Here is a 21,242-nt window from a genome sequence, read left to right on the forward strand (position 1 = left end):
AGTTGCTCCCTTTTTACTTTCTTATAACACATGGTGCAATTTTATATAAAAAACCTGATATATTTTACTTTTATTCTACGCTTGTTTCTAAAGTTACATCTGTATAGGAATTAACCTCACCTATATTCAAGATTACTTCACATTGACGTAATCTCAATTCAAAGAGCTTTATAGGATCATGGTAAACTTCAGGGTTTGATTTCATTTTATGCAATTTATCTTGTTTTTCTTTTATTTCTAAATGAGTGTTTTCTATAGCTTGTTCCAACGCACCAAATGGATTTCTAAAGAACATATTAATATCCCGCTCTTGTGTGTTTTCAAACAGCTCAAATTGCAAGAAAAACTTCTTCATAATAGAAGTCGTTACATCGGTATAATCTTCATTTTCTAAATACTGTTTGTATTTGTTATATAGCATAGCTTTATTTTTAGGAAGAACTCCAAATAATTTACCGGCACTTTTCAGTAAAAATTGCGCCGGTGTAAATCGGCGTAAAATATTTACTTCTTCCATTTGTATTCTAGTTGTCATTCTATCAGTATCTCTGCGCCAATCATCAATTACTTTAAAGTCACATTCTAACTGTATTCGATTTTCTCCAAATAAAGAATTAAGTCCTTCACTGGTTTCTGCTAAGTACAATTGACTTTGAAGGAGCTCGTTATTAGAAGTCGCAATCCAATTCTGCATAGAGCGAGCAAGATTAGGTAATACAGTTTGTTCTAGATATTGTTGCACTCTTCCATTCATCGCTGTGTTTAGTTCAATATCAATGTGACTAAAATCGCTTTCTTCACTAATTAAATCGGAACAACTCTGCAATAGTTTCGGAATATGTTCTTTAAGATCATTAGTAATTTCGCTTTTCATCGTACGATATGATTCTGTAATTAAATGAATTTTTTCCTTCTCAAAAGCAGTAAGGTTATTAATACAACCATTAAGTTTAACTAACATATCTTCATTCCAATTAATAGAATCCACTAAATCTTTTTCCCTCTCGACGCGTTTATCCAAAAGATATGTAATTGTTTTTCGAATGAAAAACAATAGCCTTTCAGTACGTTCTGCATCAATATTTTTATGGTTAAAGTTAAAATGAATAAACTCAGTTAAATCGTTTAGTTGTTTACTATTTGTATATAACGAAGAATAAGGGAAAACTCTTGCATTAGGGAAATATGTGTTAATTCTCACTTGCGTATCTTGTATAACTCTTTTTGCTTCTGCTTCATTGTAAATGTTATCAATTTTATTTAATAAAAAATGAACTTGTAGATTTGGTGTATGTTCTTGGATACTCAATAGAATGTCACGTTCTTTGTCAGTAAAAGGTGAATCCGCATTCAATACGAATAATAATTCATCTACAGAATTTAAATATTCAAACACCTCATCTCTCGCATCATTGTTCCTATTAAAGCTAGGTGTAACAACGCATGTAAGTTTGTTTTCACTTAAAAATCTGCATGGTAACTTAAATTCAACACATGCTCTATCTCTATATGTTTGACGGTGCACTGCCATCATGTTATGGAAATCAGAGAAATTCTCAGTTGTTGTAATTTCCGAATCTGTTATAGCGTTAATTTTTGTATAAGCGTCATTTTTAAAAACAACTACATTTGAGATTGAGTTTTCTAATATATTTTCTCCTAAAATAGAGTTAATAAATGAAGCTTTTCCGTTCCCTGAAGTTCCAGTTACTAATAGGCGATTTGTTCTTAAATCTGCAAGCTCACCAACTAACCAGCTAAATCGGTGACCCATTTCTAAATCATGTTCTTGTGCCCAGTGTGTAATGGATTCAAAAAGATGTAAACTATACTCTAAGCCATTCACATGATTAATAGAATATGAAAGTAGTTTTTCCGCATCTTTTATATCCGCTGAATCTATTTTAGAAGGAAAAATCTCATCCCATGCCAATACTGCTGCAGATGGAAATACAGCATGAGAGGGATTGACTACCTTTAACCAATTTGTTAACAGATTTGGAATGATATCGTGTAATTGTCTAAGCATATATTGACCTTGAATTAATTCAAAGTATGTTTCTTCGTAAAGAGAAGAAATTTCGTCCCATATATCGGACGAATGTATTTCGATATGTATGAAAAATTCATTTATTGTGTTGAGCCATAATAAGTAATTTTGTTCATCTTTATAGCTGTGCCAAAGTGATGAAACAATTTGCGTAAATTGTACTTGATCTACATTATTTAATGTAACTAATACTTTATAAAAATAGTCTGGTGAAATATTTTTAGTAAATCCTTTATCGATATATTCTTTTAGAACCTCAAACCACGGATAAGATTCTGTTCGAATTAACTCGTTCACAGCAAGCTCTACTGCACTATCAAAATCTTGCTGTTCTTCATAAAAGGAACGGGCAATTATTGTAACGTTTGGATAATCGGGATTTAAAGAAACTGCTTCTTTAATAGCAGCGAAAGCTGAATCAAAATTATTTTGCTCGATATAAAGAGACAGTAATTGCAGTACAATTTCGGTCATCAGTATTTTGTTATCAGTATTAATAGAAGTATACACGTTTTCCGCAACTGATAATTGGTTAAGTTCGAAGTAAGCATCCGCAATATTTTTTTGTGCCCATGGCGCTAATTCATTACTAACTTTCTCCCATTTAAAAATAGCTGCTTCAAAATCTTGATGGTGATAATAAAATTCACCTTGTGCAAAACGAATATAAGATCCATCAGAAATCTCATTTTTTTCTTCGTTTACATAAGCTTCTCCAAGTACTTGAAGAGGTGGGTGTGTTTCATTCTCCATTAGGAATGTTTCATAATACATCTTTTTTATTAATTGTTTTTCTAATCTCATCTTTTCCCCCACTATATCTCGAAAATACATTTTTTGAGATATGTCAATACTTTTTTGTATGTATGCTTTTTATCTTAACAAAGAATTCCTTTTAGAAAATTTCATTTTCCTTTCATTTTTCAAGTAAGATTGAATTTTTATGAGAAAAGTTTCAGTTTTTTTTCAATTCCCTTTCAGTTGTGAAACAACATTAAATGTTCCTAATAACCTAATAATAATATAATATTTCACATTATATTATCAGGAAAACTCTATATATATTACATTATAAAAACAATCTATAACGAATATATATGCAAGACTCCCTTCGCTAATAAATAAAAGAAATCGTTATAATATATTTCTCACATTGTTTTCCTTTGAAATATTTCAGTAGTTACGTAATTAAATTCCATTAACCTATATAAATAACTAGTCCAAAAAAAATCTATATGCATATCATGTTATAGTAAAGAATTCAGGAAATCCTAAAAGGAGGCATTTTCATGTTTGAAGATAAATCTAAAATAAACTACCCATATGAATTTACTGAAACTACAACAATCCCTCTAAAAAACCCCATCAATAAAACATACAAAAACGGCTCTGGTACACATACTTTCCCAATAAAAAAACACTACAAAGAACAAGTTCTATACACTGAAAAAATTAATAATAATAATAAAAATAAATAATCATATAGATCCTTATAACAATTAACAAAGTAAGAATCTATGTTTAGCCGTGCATAGTTACGCTTTTAATAATGTACAACCTTTATTTTAAAATCCACGTACCTTTTAAAAAGTGCTGATATACAGCGCTTTTTTATACATAGATAATGGAAGAACTTGAATTATAAATATAAGGTATGGATTTTTTTCCATACCTTTTTTGTTCTTTGCTATTTATAAATGGAGTACGCTCATGTTTACTTTGCATAATAGCACTTTAATGGCCCTTCTAGAAGTCGTTGGATTGAATTTATATAATACCTTGAATATTTTACGTCTATTTTTTCTTAAGGGATATTTATTCAGGTTACTTATTAGATTATCAATTATATCCCTTCCGACCCCTACTTTTTATAAGCATTATTGCTCTATTATATATATTTAAAAATTTACCAAACGTTGTTTCAAAGCTACTTAGTTTTCATAAAATATTTTTTGTTTCCGTTGGAACGGATAGGCTTTAATCTCATCTGTATCTAAATTTTCATGAAATAAATGAATGGCCATAATTTGTCTACAATCGTAGGTATGATAATAATATGTTCCGGACTCCATACACATTACGCTTGTATAAATGGTATTATCTAATGCACCGTCTTCTGTTATTACTCCGCCTTTAGGAACCTCGCAATTTGATAAGATATGAAAAAGGGCCGATACTCCCTCTTCTTCACTATCTATACCTTGAATGTTTTGTTTGCCATATGCTGCCCGCACAAACCTTGATGGCGGGGTGAAATCCCCTGGAAGTCCCATTGAACCTGAGCCCTGACCAAAAGCACTTAATGGTACATTACTCCACTCAGTTGGCGCGAATGGCTGCGATTTAAGGCCTATATATTGTCTTAAATTTTGCAAATGCCAATTAAACTCTGGACTATTCGTCATCACTCCTAGTGGGTTGTCATACATTTTTAATCCTTCATTTGTCGGCTCCAGTACAATGCAATCTCCCCATTTATCCGCTAAAATCCAATGTAGTGGTGGCGTAAGTCCTAAATCCGGTAATGGTATATCCAAAAAGGTAAGGCTATCTACAGATTTCTTTAACTCTTTGACAGAATTGAATTGTGTGAGACTCCAAGTCACAAAATCAAATGGAGCCAAATTCGTTTTGTTGTCATCTATGCTTTGACTATAAGTTGCGAATCCTGGAAAATAGAGTGTTGCACATGTCATACCTGCTTCATTTACTCCGTCCGCCATAATGATCCTTCCTTGATGATTAATTCCCATTCCGACCGTAGCATGTTTCGTATTAATGATTTCACCAGTTATATTATTCCACTGGTAATGCCGAGGAATGATTATTACTTCTTGATTCATATCTAATGTAAAATCCATCGTTCTTGCAAAAAGATGCTGACCGTTTTTTGTCTGTAATGTCAAACTAGTACACATAAAGAACACCCCATTTTATGGTTTTATCTACACTTTACATAATTCCGATAAATCTGTAAATTAAAAACCCCTTTCCTTACAAAAAAATGAGAAAGCACATATACATTACAAATAGGTTATTTCTAGTTTATAGTTGCTCATCCAAAGTATCAACGGTAGCCTGAAGAACAACTGATTTTATTTCTTTTTCTGGTATAAGCATTGATGTAATTTTGTCTAAACCAATAGTCCATTCATAAAAATAGGGATCCCCTAATCCTGCTCCTAGATTCATAATTTATACTCCTTAACTTTTAATTAACAATTCTACTTCTAACAAAAACGTAAAATCCGTGTTGATCACTCTTCTAATACCCAATACTCATATAATTTATTAGTTCATGCTATATTATATATTAATGATCAAATAACATTCTAACACTATGTTACTAATACTCCCAAAATATAATTAATTAATCCTATTAATATGATATAATATTTTTAATAATATTTAAAATATTAAATTGGAACAGGGGAGTGAGTAACTTTGATCGAGAAACAATTATCAGACTTTTACAAAAACAAACTAACTAGCTGGAATTTAATATATAAACCTATTTCTTTAAAATATAAAATTTTTAAAGCTATTTTCGCCATTATTACTTTAATTTTTATAGGATTATATCTTTACGCTGTATTTTCAACAAATAATAAAACTATTTTATACAACCCTTTTATGCATCTTATTATATACTGTTTAATTACCGTTGCATTTTTTCAACTTTTCAAAAAAGTAGTGATTATACCTGCCCAAAAACAAGCTTATAAAAAATATAAGATAGATATTAAAAGCCCTTATTGGAATGAATCCATTAGTTTAATAATTAAATCTTTTCTAATTCAAAACAACATACTAATTGGTAAACCAGAAACAGACGAAAAAACATTAGAGTTTCTAATAAACATTTTGCATAAACGCATTGACCAACTCGAGAAAAAAGGGTGGGCACCTATCCTTTCAACCTATAGTGGATTAGCTTTACTATTCATCATTCCTACTTGGACAGCCTTCAATCAATGGATGAATAATCCAAATAATGAAATATTGGTTACTAGTTCTCAGGCAATAGGCTATTTTTTAGGAATTTGTGCCCTTATACTCATAATTATATTTTTCATTTGGGCACCTATTCGTCAAGGGTTTTTAGAAGAAATGTTTTCTTCCCAATTAAAGGACACCCGACACCTTACTCAGGCCCTAGAGAATATAAGAATTGCAGTACATACCCCAACATATTATCAAAAAATTGAATCCAAAGTTATGCAACCGCAGATAATAGATTCAATTATCCAAGAATATATGACTGACAGTGAAGAACAAACAAATATTTCCCCTCTTCCTAACAACATGTTTGTCGCAGATGAAATTGAAAAGTTGGCCATTTTAAGAGATAAAAAAATCATTACAGATAAAGAATTTATTAAACAGAAAGAAAAACTTTTAAATTAAATCCAATAAAAAAAGAAGCGATGTATCATCGCTTCTTTTTTACTAATTCATTTCAAAAATTATATTAATCCCTACATAACCCTCTTAAACATCTTCTCCAACTCATAAGTAGAATGATGCACCAGAATCGGTCTTCCATGCGGACATGTATATGGGTTTGTTGTTGTACGAAGTTCTTCAAGTAAGGCGAATATTTGATCGTTCGTTAAATATTGATTTGCTTTAATTGAAGCTTTACAGCTCATCATAATAGCTGCTTCTTCACGTAATTTTTTAATATCAACTTTTTTTAGTTTGACGACTTGCTCCATCATCTCATCAATGATTTCTGTTTCTTGTCCTTTCGGGAACCACGTTGGATGCGAACGAACGATAAAGGATTGATGGCCAAACTGCTCTAAAAATAATCCGACTTTTTTTAGTTCTTCTAACTGCTCTTCGACACGTAAAAATTCGGTAAGAGATAAATCGATGCGGTACGGTACAAGTAATTCTTGTACTTCTTGCGTAACTCGTCCCACTTTATCACGGAAATATTCATAATTGATGCGCTCCTGCGCAGCATGCTGATCAATCATATATAACCCATTATCATTTTGAGCGAAAATATATGTTCCGTGCATTTGTCCAATTGGATAAAGCGGTGGTAAATCATTACCGTTCATTTCAATCTCTTTTATTTCGTGAACTTCTTCTTCCAATTCCTCTAATTCAAAATCGTCATCGTTGCTAGTCCATTCCTTTTCCTCTCGAACCGTTTTTTCTATTACCGGCTTAGAGGATGGCTGCCAGCTTTGCTCTTCTCTTACTAGTGACTGTGGTGGTTGCCATTCTTGCTTCGGCGGTTGCCAAAGTTGTGCTGGTTGTTTCACAGTCGTTGTTTCTTCTTGTTTTTCATCCATACCAGTCGGTAAAACGATGTTAGGCATAGATGATTCTCTCGGTTTTGTATGCTCAAACTTGAACTGTTCCTGCACACTTTCATCTTTTTCTTTTTTCTTCGTTGTTACACCAGCATCTGGAATGAGTTGTATTTTTTTGAATGCAGCTTGCAATGTTTCTTCGATAAGCTTTAGCAATTCTTGTTCTTTACTAAAGCGAACTTCTAATTTTGCTGGATGTACGTTGACATCAACAAGCATTGGATCCATTTCAATTGATAAGAAGCCGATTGGGTATCTTCCGATTGGCAATAACGTATGATATCCTTGCTGAATTGCTTTCATTAATACAAAATTTCGAACGTAACGGCCATTTACAATCGTTGACATATAGTTACGAGACGCTCTCGTTACTTCTGGTAATGTTACATAGCCTTTAATGGTAAAGTCTAGAGACTCAGCTTCAATCGGAATCAGCTTCTTCGCAACTTGAATGCTGTAAATCGATGCAAGTACTTGTCTTACATCACCGTTTCCTGATGTATGAAGCAATTTCTTTTCATTATGAAACAGTTTTAACGATACTTCAGGATGTGACATTGCAATACGATACACGATATCTGTAATGTTCCCAAGCTCTGTATGAATCGTTTTCATATATTTAAGGCGCGCTGGTGTATTAAAAAATAAGTTTTGTACAGTAATATCTGTTCCTTTTCGGCTTGCCGTTTTCTCTTGTTTTATAATGTCTCCACCTTTAATAATAAGGTGTGTGCCAGGCGCATCACCTGTGCTCGTAATTAATTCTAATTCACTCACTGAGGCAATACTCGGCAGGGCCTCTCCGCGGAAACCGAGCGTTCTTATACGAAATAAATCATTTTCATCTTTAATTTTACTCGTTGCGTGTCGTTCAAATGCAACGATACAATCTTCTTCAGCAATACCATCTCCATTATCGATGATGCGAATCTTCGATAATCCAGCTTCTTCTAAGTGGATTTCAATAGATGTACTATTCGCATCGATGGAATTTTCCACGAGTTCTTTTACAACTGAGGCAGGGCGCTCTACTACTTCCCCTGCCGCAATTAAGTTAGAGAGTTGATCATCGAGTTTGCGAATTTTCCCCATCTACTTACTCATCCTTTCTTTAACTTTTTCTGTAAACGATACAGTTCATTCATCGCTTCTAAAGGCGTCATATCGAGTAAATCAATCTTTTTAATTTGTGCAAGTACTGCCGTTTCTTTTGCATCTAGAACTGACTTGTCTTGTTTTTTCGAAGACTGTTCTCCACCAAAGAATGATAATTGCGATTCTTCCTCAGTCTCTACTTTCGTCTCTTGTATTTCTGCTGGTTCTTCTTTTACAACAACTGGTTCTGGAGCGACTTCTGGCACTTTCACTTCTACTCGTTTCGGAATAACAATTTCTTCCTGTCCTTCTAGTTGTGCTAACACTTCTTTCGCGCGAGCGATTAAGCTCTCTGGAAGCTCGGCAAGTTGAGCAACGTGAATTCCGTAACTTTTATCAGCCGCTCCATCTTGAATTTTATGAAGGAAAACTACTTTTCCATTCTCTTCAATTGCTGAAACATGTACATTCTTTAGTTGGTCTAAACTTTCTTCTAACACTGTTAATTCATGATAATGTGTAGAGAATAATGTTTTCGCACCAATTTGGTCATGAATATGTTCAATGATTGCTTGCGCAAGTGCCATACCATCATACGTAGATGTACCGCGTCCAATTTCATCGAATAAAATTAAACTTCTCTCTGATGCATTTGCAATTGCATTTTTCGCTTCTAACATTTCAACCATAAATGTACTTTGACCTGAGATTAAATCATCCGCTGCACCAATTCTCGTAAAGATTTGATCGAAGACAGGTAATACTGCTTCTGTCGCTGGTACAAAACAACCAATTTGTGACATAACAGTAACAAGTGCTAATTGTCTCATATACGTACTTTTACCAGACATGTTCGGTCCTGTAATTAAAAAGACATCCATCTTCTCCGGCATAATACAATCATTCGGTACATACAATTTCCCGTTCAATACTTTTTCAACGACAGGATGACGACCATCTTTAATAAAGATTTCGCGCTTATTTGTTAAAACAGGTTTTACAAACTGCTCTTCTTCACTAACTGTCGCAAAGCTTTGCAGTACGTCTAGTTCACTAATTACTTTCGCTAAATGCTGTAATTTCGGAATGAATACTTTGACTTCTTCGCGAAGCGCTGTAAATAAATCGTATTCTAATTGTACAATTTTCTCTTCTGCTTCTAAGATTAATGTTTCTTTTTCTTTTAATTCATCTGTTATGAAACGCTCTGCATTAGCAAGCGTTTGTTTACGCTCATAGCGCCCTTCTGGAAGTGCTGCAAGATTAGCCTTCGTCACTTCAATATAGTAGCCGAAAATACGGTTGTACCCAATTTTTAATGATTTAACCCCTGTAATATCACGCTCTCGTTTTTCAAGCTCAGCAATCCACGTTTTTCCGTTTTTACTAACGTAACGATATTGATCAAGCTTGTCATTATAACCGTCTTTAATAATATCTCCATCTTTAATAGAAAGCGGTGGGTTTTCTTGAATACTTCTTCCTAGTAATTCAGTTAAGCTCTCACATGGATCCGCACCTTGAATTAACCTTGCTGCATAAGCATTATCTAAAAGACTAATCGCTTCTAAAATAGCTGGTACTTGAAGTAAAGAACGTCTTAATTGTAATAAGTCCCGTGCATTTACATTACCAAATGCAACTTTCCCTGCTAAACGCTCTAAATCATATACTTCTTTTAACTTTTCTTTTAAATCTTCACGTAAGAAGTAATCATTTACAAACATTTCAACCATTTCTAAACGCTCTTCAACTTTTTCTTTCTGGATAAGTGGACGTTCCATCCACTGTTTTAACATACGCCCACCCATAGCCGTTTTTGTTTTGTCTAATAGCCATAATAATGAGCCTGTCTTTTCCTTCGTGCGAAGAGTCTCTGTTAACTCTAAATTGCGTTTTGAATGCACATCAATTTTCATAAATTGATTCGTGTAATAAATTTCTACTGGTTGCAAGTGATCTAACGAACGTTTTTGTGTTCTTATCACATAGTTAAATAAGCGTCCAATTGCTTTAATTAATTTTGCTTGGGAAACACTTTTCACAAGATGTTCTAATCCTTCTGGAATAGTTGTTGCATCTTCATACGAAATCGTCATTTTTAATGTTTCAGTTAATTTATTTAATTCATCTTTTGAAAATGTAGAATCTACAACAATTTCTTTTGAACCAGTCGCATACACTTCTAATAAAATATCTTCTACTGAACCAGTTAATAACGTGACTGTATTTTGTCCAGTCGTTAAGTCATTACAAGCTAGCGCATAAGATCCATCTTCGAAATGTGTTAATGCTGCTAAGAAGTTATTCTCCTTCTCGTCTATTGTACGCCCTTCCATCATCGTTCCTGGCGTAATTAGTTGTACTACTTCACGACGTACTACACCTTTAGCTGTTTTTGGGTCTTCCACTTGCTCACAAACAGCTACTTTATATCCTTTTTCAACAAGTTGTTCAATATAATTTTTAGCTGCATGATGCGGTACACCACACATCGGTATACGTTCACTACTACCACCATCTCGGCTCGTTAATGTAATTTCAAGTTCATGAGCTGCTTTAACCGCATCTTCAAAGAACATTTCATAAAAATCACCTAATCGGAAAAATAAAAAGGCATCTTGATAGTCTGCCTTAACCTTTAAGTATTGCTGTATCATAGGCGTATATTGCGTCATGTCTTTCCTCCATAATTCTTACATAATAATCTATATTCATATATGTCACACTTCACGGACATCCATATCTCCTATTCCAGGAGTCTTTCCTCATTATAGCACATTTCATAAGGAATCATGTTCATGCAGAACCACTTATGTACTGTAAAAAGCTAGGAAGAACTTCTCCCTAGCTTTCTCTTACTCTTCTTCTGCATCGACGATAAAGTTCGGATCTAATTCTTCAAACTCATCATCATCGACTTGGAAATCCTCGTCTGATTCTACGCAACCTTCAGGATTTACACTTACACAAATTTTCGTTTCCCCAACTACTTCTGTTACAAATTCACGTTCTACCGTCACAACAATTTTATTACCATTTGGCGATACAAGAGCTTCTAAACAGTTTGGCGGCTGAATTACACGAGCGATAATTTCTAAATCGTCACCAGAGAAGTTTTTATCACGATACCCAATACTTACTTCATCATTGTAGTTAACACGTTCTGTTACAACTTCAGTCTTTGTGTTTCCATCAAATGAATACCAAGTGTTTACATCATAGAAACCTTCAATTTCCACATGTTTTCCATTCTTTCTCGCTTCGTACGAATGGTTAATTACCCAGCACCCTAAAATACTTGTTGGCTCATTATTCGATTCACATGTATGCGTTGACTTTGTATACTTACGTCCTTTTCCAACCACTGCTTTTGTAATAATCTCTCTAAATTCGGACATTCGTAACCCTCCTCAATCACTATTCACTTAATCATATGCGTGACAATAGCGGAATGTGTCATTCTTTTTTTTGAGAAGAATTTCCGATATAACCCACTAAAAAAAAGAGATGTCAATAAGACATCTCTTTAACAACCACAATTTCCTTTTTTACTTTCTACTGCTGCACCAGTTTCACCCTTCAACACATCGCCGCCAGTTGAAACTAATATTTCATCTGTTACATTGTTAGAAATGGTACTAGCAACTAGCTGTAGTAAGTCATTTACATACGTTTGTGAAGATTTAAACTCCTGTACAACTGGGATATTATCTAACCTATCTTGAAGTGCATCAATTTCAGCTTCTACTTTTTTCAAAGCTTCCCATTTCCCATAATGTTGCAAGTTTACTGCTTGTTTTTGCAAAGCTTTTATTTCATCAATTGCTCGCTTTACATTTTCATTTTTATGAATTTGTGCTTCTGCTCGCTTAAAGAAATCGACTTCTTCTGTTTCAGAGATCATTTTCGCTAATTCTTTCGCTTGCTCAACAATTTCATCTTTCGTATATACTTTCATCTATTATTTCACCTCAATCGGCTCCTTAACCAATTCCCCGTTAAGAGACCAAGTTTTTGCTTCCGTTATTTTTACTTTCACAAGCTGACCAATTAAAGATTTTGAAGCAACAAAGTTTACAAGTTTATTCGTACGTGTATATCCCGCAAGTACTTCAGGATTATTCTTACTTTCTCCCTCAACTAATACTTCTACAATTTGACCTATATAACGCTTATTCTTATTAACTGCATATTCATTCACTAGTGTATTTAAGCGTTGTAATCGCTCTTTCTTCACTTCCATCGGAACATTATCCTGCATTTTTGCAGCTGGTGTACCTTCACGCGGAGAATAAATAAATGTAAATGCCGTATCAAATCCTACTTCACGATATAACGACATCGTCTCTTCAAACTGCTCATCCGTTTCATTTGGGAAACCAACGATAATATCAGTCGTTAGCACTGCATTCGGAATTGTTTCTTTAATTTTTCGTACAAGCTCTAAATAGTGTTCTCGCGAATATTTACGCGCCATAATTTTAAGCATATCTGTACTACCAGATTGAACCGGTAAGTGGATATGTTCTACTAGGTTACCACCTTTTCCAAGAACATCAATTAAATGATTGTCAAAATCACGTGGATGGCTTGTTGTAAAACGAATACGCACGATATCGATTTTACGAAGTTCATCCATTAAATCGCCAAGACCATATTGTATATCTTCAAAGTCTTTACCGTATGCGTTTACGTTTTGTCCAAGTAACGTAATTTCTTTATAACCGTTCGCAGCTAAATGGCGAATTTCTTTAATAATATCTTCTGGACGTCTGCTGCGCTCTTTTCCGCGTGTATACGGTACAATACAATATGTACAAAACTTATCACAGCCATACATAATATTTACCCAAGCTTTAATATCACCACGACGTACTTTCGGAAGGTTTTCAATTACATCCCCTTCTTTTGACCAAACTTCAACTACCGTCTCTTTTGAGAACATTGCGTCCTTTAGGATATACGGTAATCTATGAATATTGTGTGTACCAAACACCATATCTACATGCTGATTTTTTTGCATAATTTTATTTACAACAGATTCCTCTTGAGACATACAACCACATACACCAATTATAAGATCCGGATTTCTTCGCTTTAATGATTTTAAATGACCAAGTTCACCGAACACTTTATTTTCAGCATTTTCACGAATTGCACAAGTATTTAATAAGATTACATCTGCCTCTTCAGTTGAAAAGGTTGGCTCATATCCAAGCGTTGTAAAAATCCCAGCCATTACTTCTGTATCATGCTCATTCATTTGACAGCCATATGTACGAATGTAAAACTTTCTTCCTGCGCCAAAATTGCGAAACTCTTCAGGTAGGCCAAAATCTCTTTCAATTTTAACTTCTTCTTTCCCACGCTTTTTCGCCAATTTCAAGGAAGGTGGTTGGTATACACTTTCAAAGTATTTACTATAATCTTTCTCTTCTTTTTTCGTAGAGGAATTTGCTTGTCGACTTGCTAATCGTTGTTGCTCGTTCATCGGTAATCTCCTTTCACCCTTAACTATACACACACTCTGTAGTCCATTTTAATGCGCTTAGACCCATCTCAATGATGTTAGATAGCATGAGAGATAACTTGCCCTTTGAAACTTGAGTAATCGATCTAATCATCCGTAAGAATGAAGTCTTCCCCACACAAATAGACATTCCCTTTTTATTATTTCATCTTGTCCTACCCAAAAGCATATTGCTTTATCCCTATACACATTATCATAGTATAGAGCCTTTAGCCAACTTTAACGAAGAAGGCTTCTTATCCTATATTTCATTTCACAGTTAATGAACATGCTATTTTTATACAACGATTTATATATTATTTTATCATTCTGAATTTTCTAAGTAAACAAATCTATTAATTATTTTTATTCACTCAAAAAGAAGGTTACCAAGTGGCAACCTTCTCTCCGATCATTACATAAATTCAGCAACAAGCTCATCAAACATTTTCTGATCCATATTCAAATCAGCTTGCACTAAAGGTTTTTCACTATAGTCTTTTACAAGCTCTTGGTAAGAGGGCTGCTTTGTATTTTGATAAATTAAACCTGTTACTAACCCGTTCTTTTCCATTAATGTTTGCATAGCCATCATGCGGTTAGATGGATCATATCCTTCTACTGTACTTAGTTTCGTTAAATTCTCTTTAAACCAATCATACGTATTTACTTTATTGTAAGTAACACATGGACTAAATACATTAATTAATGAAAAGCCTTTATGATTAATACCAGCTTCAATAATTTGCGTTAATTCTTTTAAATCACTTGAAAAGCTTTGCGCCACAAATGTCGCACCAGCTGTTAAAGCCATTTCCATAACATTTAGTGATGGTTCAATTGAACCTTGTGGTGTACTTTTCGTTTTAAATCCAGCTTCACTACGTGGTGAAGTTTGACCTTTTGTTAATCCGTAAATTTGGTTATCCATTACGATGTACGTAATATCAATGTTACGACGAATAGAATGGATTGTATGTCCCATACCAATCGCAAAACCATCACCGTCACCACCGGATGCAATAACTGTTAAATCACGATTTGCCATTTTCACACCTTGTGCAATCGGAAGAGCACGTCCGTGAATACTATGCAAACCATATGAATTAATATACCCTGAAATACGACCGGAACAGCCGATACCAGAAATAACAGCTAGCTCATCTGGATTTAAACCAACGTTAGCTGCCGCACGCTGAATCGCAGCCTGCACCGAGAAGTCTCCGCAACCTGGGCACCAGTTTGGTTTTACACTGTTACGAAAGTCCTTAAATGTTGCCATTTAATACAACCCCTTTTTTACATTCGTTGTAAATCTCTTTCGGCAAGAATGGATTTCCATCGTATTTTAAAAGACTAGAAATTTTCTCACCATTGCCAAGATTCATTTTCATAATGTTAGCAAGCTGACCAGTTGCATTGTTTTCTACTACTACAACACGCTTCGCTTTTTTCACAAGTGGATCGATTTCAGCTGTTGGGAACGGATGAATTAAACGTACATGGGCATGGTTTACTTTCATTCCTTCTTGTTCTAAACGCTGCATTGCCTCTTCAATCGCACCACGAGTTGAGTTAAAGCCTACTAACAATACGTCTGCGTCATCATGCTTAGCATTTTTGTAAATAGGGGTATTAAACTGTAAATTCGCCATTTTACGGAAACGTTTGTCCATTTGATCTTTACGATTTAACGCTGATTCAGATGGTTTACCCGTTTCATCATGTTCTACACCTGTAACATGGTGAATACCATTTTTCATACCAGGTAAAACACGTGGTGAAATCCCATCTTCTGTTATTTCATAACGCTTGAAGTATGCTTTATTTTCACGTTCTGGTAATTCTACTTCTAAATCAAGCTTACCACGACGAATTTCCACTTTATCTAACTTAAGTGGTTCTACTGTTTGCTTTCCTAAAGAAAGCTGTAAATCTGTTAAGAAAATAACAGGCACTTGATATTCTTCTGCTAAGTTAAACGCTTCTACAATATCATAGAAAGCTTCTTCAACTGTACTTGGCGCCATTACGATTTTTGGAATTTCACCATGCGTTCCGTAAATCATAGCCATTAAGTCAGACTGCTCTTGTTTTGTTGGTAAGCCCGTACTTGGGCCACCGCGTTGTGTATCAATGATAACTAGCGGTGTTTCAGTAATACCTGCCAAACCAATTGCTTCCATCATTAAAGAAAGACCAGGACCAGCAGATGCTGTTAATGTACGAACACCAGCGTAGTTTGCACCGATCGCCATTGTACAAGCTGCGATTTCATCCTCAGTTTGGATTACTGTTCCGCCGACTTTCGGTAACTTTTTAATTAAATATTCCATAATTTCAGATGCAGGTGTGATTGGATATGCAGACATAAAGCGAGCACCACCAGCTACCGCACCAAATGCGATTGCGTCGTTTCCAATCATAAACATGCGTTTCTGACCATCAGCTTTTTCAAGCTGCATCATGTTTACTTTCTCACCAAGCAATTCTTTCATGTATTGAGAGCCGCGTTTAATTGCTTCCATATTCTTTTGAACGACTTGCTCTCCTTTACGACCAAAGATTTCTTCAACAACCTCTAAATAAGCTGTTTCGTCTAATCCTAATACCGCACTAGATGCCCCAACAGCAACCATGTTTTTCATTAAAGATGTGCCTAATTCTGAAGCGATATCCGTAAATGGTATCACATATAGATTTACATCTGTATTATCAGGTATTGTCGGATTAAATTTCGCATCTGCAACTACAATTCCGCCCGGACGTAGTTCGTGGAAGTTAAAATCAATTGTTTCTTGATCAAAAGCAATTAAAATATCTAAATCATCTGAGATCGCACGTACTTCTGTTGTACTTACGCGAATTTTATTATTTGTATGGCCGCCTTTAATACGTGATGAGAAGTGGCGGTAACCGTATAGGTAATATCCTAATCGGTTTAATGCAATACAGAAGATTTCTCCTGTACTTTCAATTCCTTCACCTTGTTGGCCTCCAACTTTCCATGAAAGTTGACTAATCATCTCCTACACCCCTTTTGGCTGCATTCATTGTAGTGTATTTTTTTACAGTAATAGTTTAGCATTTTTTATGCAAATAAACTACAATGGACGCAAATTATGCCTCTTCTGATTTCCCTTAATCTTTAGTATAATGCTATTTCGTTTACCATTCTAGTATTAGGTCTTAAAAAAATCAATAAATTCAAGTAAATTTATTTTAATTTTTCTGAATTTTTAAAACATATTTTTTAGAACGTTATACAGTCAACAAAATTTTTATACAAAAATCGCTCTACAGTTGATTCATTATACTTTTTACACAATTGATTCATTATATTTTCATAATCCCTATATGCTTCTACACCTACAACAGTTTCTAAAATCCCATCAAAATCAGAACCAAACCCTATATTTTTTTCTCCACCTAATGAACAAATATATTCCACATGCCTTAATATATCTGCTATATTCGCTTGTCTTTCATTCGTTAAAAACTGCGGTACGAAAGTAATACCAATAATGCTATTTTTCTTTATAAGGGCTCTTATTTGTTCATCGGTTAAATTGCGTGGATGCCCACAAAGTTGATAACAGTTTGAATGAGATGCAATTGGGTTTTTAGCAATTTCAATAACATCCCAAAAGCTTCTTTCATTTAAGTGAGACACATCGGTCCATAAATGTAACGTATTAAGTTCTTGTACAACTTGTCTACCAAATGTAGTTAAACCTGCTCCACGTGCCTCTAGCGCTCCATCAGCTAACAGATTGGCATAGTTCCATGTCAATCCAAAGGAACGTACACCTAAGCGATAAAACAAACGTAATTTCATCGCTTCTTTTCCAATTGCTTCGCATCCTTCTAATGTTAATAATGCTCCAATCTCGTCCTGTTTTAGCATGTTAATATCGTTTTTTGTCTGAATAAACTTCATTCCTGGTAGCGATAGAATTTCATTATGAAAAATATCTATCATTTGCAGCGCAACTTCAAAACGCTTTTCATACGCTACTGTTTCTGGTATATATATAGCAAAGCATTGTATACTTCCTTTTCTTTTCATTAATTGTTCAAATGTAATATGTAATTGTGAATCGTTTTGAAAGTCTTTTTTTCCCTTTGCACTCCATAACTGAAAGAGTACATCGCAATGCGCATCAAAAATTTTCATTTTCATTCCTCCATTACAAAAACAACCTGTTTGCATACATGCAAACAGGTTGTTTCAACTTAACGAGGTTCTACAATTAATTTTATCGCTGTACGCTCTTCACCATCAATCATAATATCTGTAAACGCTGGGATACAAATCAAGTCCAAACCGCTAGGCGCTACAAATCCTCTTGCAATTGCTACTGCCTTTACCGCTTGGTTCAATGCACCTGCACCAATAGCTTGAATTTCTGCTGTTCCGCGTTCGCGAATAACACCTGCAAGTGCACCAGCTACAGAATTAGGGACCGACGTTGCTTTAACTTTTAATATTTCCATTCCGCGTTTCCTCCTCGTTTCTATAAAAAGTAATAGCAATTATTTCACTTTAACTTATATTCACGAGGAATGGCACGTATTCCTGCTAAACTTCTGTAATTTTTCTAAAAAATTAAAATATAACGAATTCTCTAACTTTTCGTTGAAAATCAGTCAAAAAATGGCTGGTCATCATTAATTAAAATGCGCTCAATTTTCTTCGCTTTCCCTGTATTAGGATCCACATCAATTAACACTGCACTTAATTGTGTTCTACCATTCGTCACTTCAAAACGCACTGGTAAGTTCGTTAAAAACTTCTTCAATACCGCTTCGCGATCCATACCTAAAATCCCATCATATGGGCCTGTCATACCAACATCTGTAATATAAGCTGTTCCGCTTGGTAAAATACGATTATCAGCTGTAGGAACGTGTGTATGTGTACCTACTACCGCTGTAGCACGACCGTCTACATACCAACCTAACGCCTGCTTCTCACTTGTTGTTTCAGCATGAAAATCAACAAAGATAATGTTTGTACGTTTTTTTGCAATACTGATTAACTCATCCACTTTACGGAATGGACAATCAATTGGAGGAAGGAAAGTACGTCCTTGTAAGTTAATAACTGCAACTTCTGTTCCATTACAATTTACAAAGATAAGCCCTTTACCCGGCGTTCCTTCTGGGAAGTTAGCTGGTCTTGCAAGATATTTTGCATCATCGATAAATTCAAATACTTCACGGTTATCCCAAGCGTGGTTTCCAAGCGTAACCGCTTGTGCCCCGCACTCTAAAAAGTTTCGATATATTTTTTCCGTAATTCCACGTCCACCCGCAGCATTTTCTCCATTAATAATTGTTACTGTCGGTGTATATTTCTTCTTTAATGCCGGTACGTACTGTTGAATCATGTCTCTACCAGGAGATCCTACTACATCCCCAACAAATAATATTCTCATATGTCTTACCCTTTCTATGTACTACATTTTTTATTACCATACTATAACTTAAAGCTATTTCCTTACAACAGTTACAATTTATCTATTATAAGTTTCTTTCACTTGCATACTGCTCATAAATAATTTTCTTTATTTTACCCAATTCCAACACAAAAAAATAAAGTGGTGTTTCACCACTTTATTTTGCGTATTCCACTGCACGTGTTTCACGAATAACAGTTACTTTAATATGTCCTGGATAATCCAGTTCATTTTCAATACGTTTTCGAATATCACGAGCTAAACGATGAGCTTCTAAATCATCAATTGTATCTGGTTTTACCAGAATACGAACTTCACGTCCTGCTTGAATTGCGAAAGATTTTTCTACGCCTTCATAAGACTCTGAAATTTCTTCTAACTTTTCAAGACGACGAATGTAATTCTCAAGCGTTTCACTACGAGCTCCCGGTCTTGCAGCTGATAATGCATCTGCTGCAGCAACTAGAACTGCAATGATAGAAGTTGGCTCTGTGTCACCATGGTGAGATGCGATACTGTTTATTACAACAGGATGCTCTTTATATTTCGTTGCGAGTTCAACACCAATTTCAACGTGGCTACCTTCTACTTCATGATCGATTGCTTTTCCGATATCATGTAATAGACCAGCACGTCTTGCTAGTTTTTCATCCTCACCAAGCTCCGCTGCCATAAGTCCAGTTAAATATGCAACTTCCATAGAGTGTTTTAAGACGTTTTGTCCGTAACTTGTACGGTATTTTAAACGACCTAAAATTTTAATTAAATCTGGATGTAAGCCATGAACACCCACTTCAAACGTTGTTTGCTCTCCGACTTCACGAATATACTCGTCCACTTCACGTCTTGATTTTTCGACCATCTCTTCAATACGCGCTGGGTGAATACGTCCGTCCTGTACTAGTTTATCAAGAGCGATACGAGCTGTTTCACGACGAATCGGGTCAAATCCAGATAGAATTACCGCTTCTGGTGTATCATCGATAATAAGGTCAATACCTGTTAACGTTTCTAACGTACGAATGTTACGACCTTCACGTCCGATAATACGTCCCTTCATTTCGTCATTTGGAAGATTTACAACCGAAACGGTTGTTTCAGCAACATGATCAGCTGCACATCTTTGCATTGCAAGAGATAAAATCTCTTTTGCCTTCTTATCCGCTTCTTCTTTCGCGCGAACTTCACTTTCTTTTACCATAACGGCAATTTCATGAGAAACTTCACTTTCCACTTTACCAAGAATAATTGCTTTCGCTTGTTCGCGGGTCAGATTGGAAATGCGCTCTAATTCTGTTTGTTGCTTTTGAACTAACTCTCCCACTTTGCTTTCCAACTCTTCAATCTGTTGTTGTTTCGCTACAAGAGATTCCTCTTTCTTTTCTAACTGTCGCTCGCGGTTATCGAGCGTTTCGTCTTTACGATCAAGGTTCTCTTCTTTTTGCATTAAACGATTTTCTTGTTTTTGTAATTCGCTTCTACGGTCACGAATTTCTAATTCAGCTTCTGTACGAAGTGTATGAATTTCATCCTTTGCTTCTAAAAGCGCTTCTTTCTTAAGTGCTTCAGCATCACGATTCGCTTCGTCTAGAATACGTTTTGCTTCATTAGCTGCACCATTAATCTTCGCTTCAGCAATAGACTTTCGAACAAAAAAGCCAACAACTGCACCGACTGTTGCAAGCAAAATGGAGATGAGTATCCAAACTGTACTACTACTCATGATTTCACCTCCCCTTACTATGAATGAAAAAAGACTGTCGGCATGTACATTGAATTACAACGTACAGCAA

At 35.0% G+C, this 21,242-nt stretch carries 16 protein-coding genes; 2 read left to right on the forward strand and 14 right to left on the reverse strand.

Features of this window, described 5'->3' with window-relative positions:
- Positions 1 to 70 precede the first annotated feature (70 nt).
- Positions 71 to 2,854: a dynamin family protein gene (locus I6L50_RS24630; RefSeq protein WP_219303397.1), complete on the reverse strand. Its 2,784-nt coding sequence runs from the start codon at positions 2,852 to 2,854 to the stop codon at positions 71 to 73.
- 485 nt (positions 2,855 to 3,339) lie between these two features.
- Here I6L50_RS24630 and I6L50_RS24635 point away from each other — a divergent pair, with 485 nt between their 5' ends.
- Positions 3,340 to 3,528, forward strand: a complete 189-nt coding sequence (locus I6L50_RS24635) for a hypothetical protein (RefSeq protein WP_097914717.1) — start codon at positions 3,340 to 3,342, stop codon at positions 3,526 to 3,528.
- Positions 3,529 to 3,981: 453 nt separating this feature from the next.
- On the opposite strand, the gene I6L50_RS24640 is transcribed toward I6L50_RS24635, so the two are convergent.
- Both I6L50_RS24640 and I6L50_RS24645 read right to left on the reverse strand, forming a co-directional pair.
- Complete coding sequence (locus I6L50_RS24640) at positions 3,982 to 4,968, reverse strand: choloylglycine hydrolase family protein (protein ID WP_219303398.1); 987 nt, start codon at positions 4,966 to 4,968, stop codon at positions 3,982 to 3,984.
- A gap of 127 nt (positions 4,969 to 5,095) precedes the next feature.
- Positions 5,096 to 5,242, reverse strand: a complete 147-nt coding sequence (locus I6L50_RS24645) for a hypothetical protein (RefSeq protein WP_219303399.1) — start codon at positions 5,240 to 5,242, stop codon at positions 5,096 to 5,098.
- A 252-nt stretch (positions 5,243 to 5,494) separates the two neighbouring features.
- On the opposite strand from I6L50_RS24645, the gene I6L50_RS24650 reads away from it, so the two are divergent.
- The gene (locus I6L50_RS24650; protein WP_219303400.1) at positions 5,495 to 6,457 is read left to right on the forward strand and encodes an SHOCT domain-containing protein; all 963 of its coding nucleotides are present in this window, start codon (positions 5,495 to 5,497) and stop codon (positions 6,455 to 6,457) included.
- Positions 6,458 to 6,528: 71 nt separating this feature from the next.
- On the opposite strand, the gene mutL is transcribed toward I6L50_RS24650, so the two are convergent.
- The 11 genes from mutL to rny form a co-directional block, all read right to left on the reverse strand.
- Positions 6,529 to 8,472, reverse strand: coding sequence for a DNA mismatch repair endonuclease MutL (mutL, locus tag I6L50_RS24655; protein WP_219303401.1), 1,944 nt, complete (start codon positions 8,470 to 8,472; stop codon positions 6,529 to 6,531).
- An 8-nt stretch (positions 8,473 to 8,480) separates the two neighbouring features.
- Positions 8,481 to 11,153 (reverse strand): DNA mismatch repair protein MutS, encoded by a 2,673-nt coding sequence (mutS, locus tag I6L50_RS24660; protein WP_219303402.1) that lies wholly within the window; start codon positions 11,151 to 11,153, stop codon positions 8,481 to 8,483.
- Between the two features lie 180 nt (positions 11,154 to 11,333).
- Complete coding sequence (gene cotE / locus I6L50_RS24665; RefSeq protein WP_002014610.1) at positions 11,334 to 11,876, reverse strand: outer spore coat protein CotE; 543 nt, start codon at positions 11,874 to 11,876, stop codon at positions 11,334 to 11,336.
- A gap of 128 nt (positions 11,877 to 12,004) precedes the next feature.
- Positions 12,005 to 12,436, reverse strand: a complete 432-nt coding sequence (locus I6L50_RS24670; RefSeq protein ID WP_219303403.1) for a YlbF/YmcA family competence regulator — start codon at positions 12,434 to 12,436, stop codon at positions 12,005 to 12,007.
- A 3-nt stretch (positions 12,437 to 12,439) separates the two neighbouring features.
- The gene (gene miaB / locus I6L50_RS24675; RefSeq protein ID WP_219303404.1) at positions 12,440 to 13,969 is read right to left on the reverse strand and encodes a tRNA (N6-isopentenyl adenosine(37)-C2)-methylthiotransferase MiaB; all 1,530 of its coding nucleotides are present in this window, start codon (positions 13,967 to 13,969) and stop codon (positions 12,440 to 12,442) included.
- 433 nt (positions 13,970 to 14,402) lie between these two features.
- On the reverse strand, positions 14,403 to 15,269 hold the full coding sequence (locus I6L50_RS24680) for a 2-oxoacid:ferredoxin oxidoreductase subunit beta (protein ID WP_002088040.1): 867 nt from the start codon (positions 15,267 to 15,269) through the stop codon (positions 14,403 to 14,405).
- The gene (locus tag I6L50_RS24685; RefSeq protein WP_219303405.1) at positions 15,256 to 17,013 is read right to left on the reverse strand and encodes a 2-oxoacid:acceptor oxidoreductase subunit alpha; all 1,758 of its coding nucleotides are present in this window, start codon (positions 17,011 to 17,013) and stop codon (positions 15,256 to 15,258) included. The genes I6L50_RS24680 and I6L50_RS24685 overlap by 14 nt, the downstream gene beginning before the upstream one ends.
- Before the next feature lie 227 nt (positions 17,014 to 17,240).
- Complete coding sequence (locus I6L50_RS24690) at positions 17,241 to 18,164, reverse strand: dipeptidase (RefSeq protein ID WP_016092175.1); 924 nt, start codon at positions 18,162 to 18,164, stop codon at positions 17,241 to 17,243.
- Between the two features lie 59 nt (positions 18,165 to 18,223).
- Positions 18,224 to 18,484: a stage V sporulation protein SpoVS gene (gene spoVS, locus I6L50_RS24695; RefSeq protein WP_000404341.1), complete on the reverse strand. Its 261-nt coding sequence runs from the start codon at positions 18,482 to 18,484 to the stop codon at positions 18,224 to 18,226.
- A gap of 149 nt (positions 18,485 to 18,633) precedes the next feature.
- Positions 18,634 to 19,428, reverse strand: coding sequence for a TIGR00282 family metallophosphoesterase (locus I6L50_RS24700; RefSeq protein WP_002014601.1), 795 nt, complete (start codon positions 19,426 to 19,428; stop codon positions 18,634 to 18,636).
- A 178-nt stretch (positions 19,429 to 19,606) separates the two neighbouring features.
- Positions 19,607 to 21,172: a ribonuclease Y gene (rny, locus tag I6L50_RS24705; protein ID WP_002014600.1), complete on the reverse strand. Its 1,566-nt coding sequence runs from the start codon at positions 21,170 to 21,172 to the stop codon at positions 19,607 to 19,609.
- Positions 21,173 to 21,242 lie beyond the last annotated feature (70 nt).

Source organism: Bacillus sp. FDAARGOS_1420, assembly GCF_019344915.1.
Taxonomy (GTDB): Bacteria; Bacillota; Bacilli; order Bacillales; family Bacillaceae_G; genus Bacillus_A; species Bacillus_A mycoides.

Bases quoted from the DNA above. Each gene is read 5' to 3' on its own strand.
- I6L50_RS24680 (WP_002088040.1), bottom strand. From the start codon at position 15,269: ATGGCAACATTTAAGGACTTTCGTAACAGTGTAAAACCAAACTGGTGC.
- mutL (WP_219303401.1), bottom strand. From the start codon at position 8,472: ATGGGGAAAATTCGCAAACTCGATGATCAACTCTCTAACTTAATTGCG.
- I6L50_RS24700 (WP_002014601.1), bottom strand. From the start codon at position 19,428: ATGAGAATATTATTTGTTGGGGATGTAGTAGGATCTCCTGGTAGAGAC.
- cotE (WP_002014610.1), bottom strand. From the start codon at position 11,876: ATGTCCGAATTTAGAGAGATTATTACAAAAGCAGTGGTTGGAAAAGGA.
- miaB (WP_219303404.1), bottom strand. From the start codon at position 13,969: ATGAACGAGCAACAACGATTAGCAAGTCGACAAGCAAATTCCTCTACG.
- I6L50_RS24635 (WP_097914717.1), top strand. From the start codon at position 3,340: ATGTTTGAAGATAAATCTAAAATAAACTACCCATATGAATTTACTGAA.
- I6L50_RS24630 (WP_219303397.1), bottom strand. From the start codon at position 2,854: ATGAGATTAGAAAAACAATTAATAAAAAAGATGTATTATGAAACATTC.
- I6L50_RS24685 (WP_219303405.1), bottom strand. From the start codon at position 17,013: ATGATTAGTCAACTTTCATGGAAAGTTGGAGGCCAACAAGGTGAAGGA.
- I6L50_RS24640 (WP_219303398.1), bottom strand. From the start codon at position 4,968: ATGTGTACTAGTTTGACATTACAGACAAAAAACGGTCAGCATCTTTTT.
- rny (WP_002014600.1), bottom strand. From the start codon at position 21,172: ATGAGTAGTAGTACAGTTTGGATACTCATCTCCATTTTGCTTGCAACA.
- I6L50_RS24690 (WP_016092175.1), bottom strand. From the start codon at position 18,164: ATGAAAATTTTTGATGCGCATTGCGATGTACTCTTTCAGTTATGGAGT.
- I6L50_RS24645 (WP_219303399.1), bottom strand. From the start codon at position 5,242: ATGAATCTAGGAGCAGGATTAGGGGATCCCTATTTTTATGAATGGACT.
- spoVS (WP_000404341.1), bottom strand. From the start codon at position 18,484: ATGGAAATATTAAAAGTTAAAGCAACGTCGGTCCCTAATTCTGTAGCT.
- I6L50_RS24670 (WP_219303403.1), bottom strand. From the start codon at position 12,436: ATGAAAGTATATACGAAAGATGAAATTGTTGAGCAAGCGAAAGAATTA.
- mutS (WP_219303402.1), bottom strand. From the start codon at position 11,153: ATGACGCAATATACGCCTATGATACAGCAATACTTAAAGGTTAAGGCA.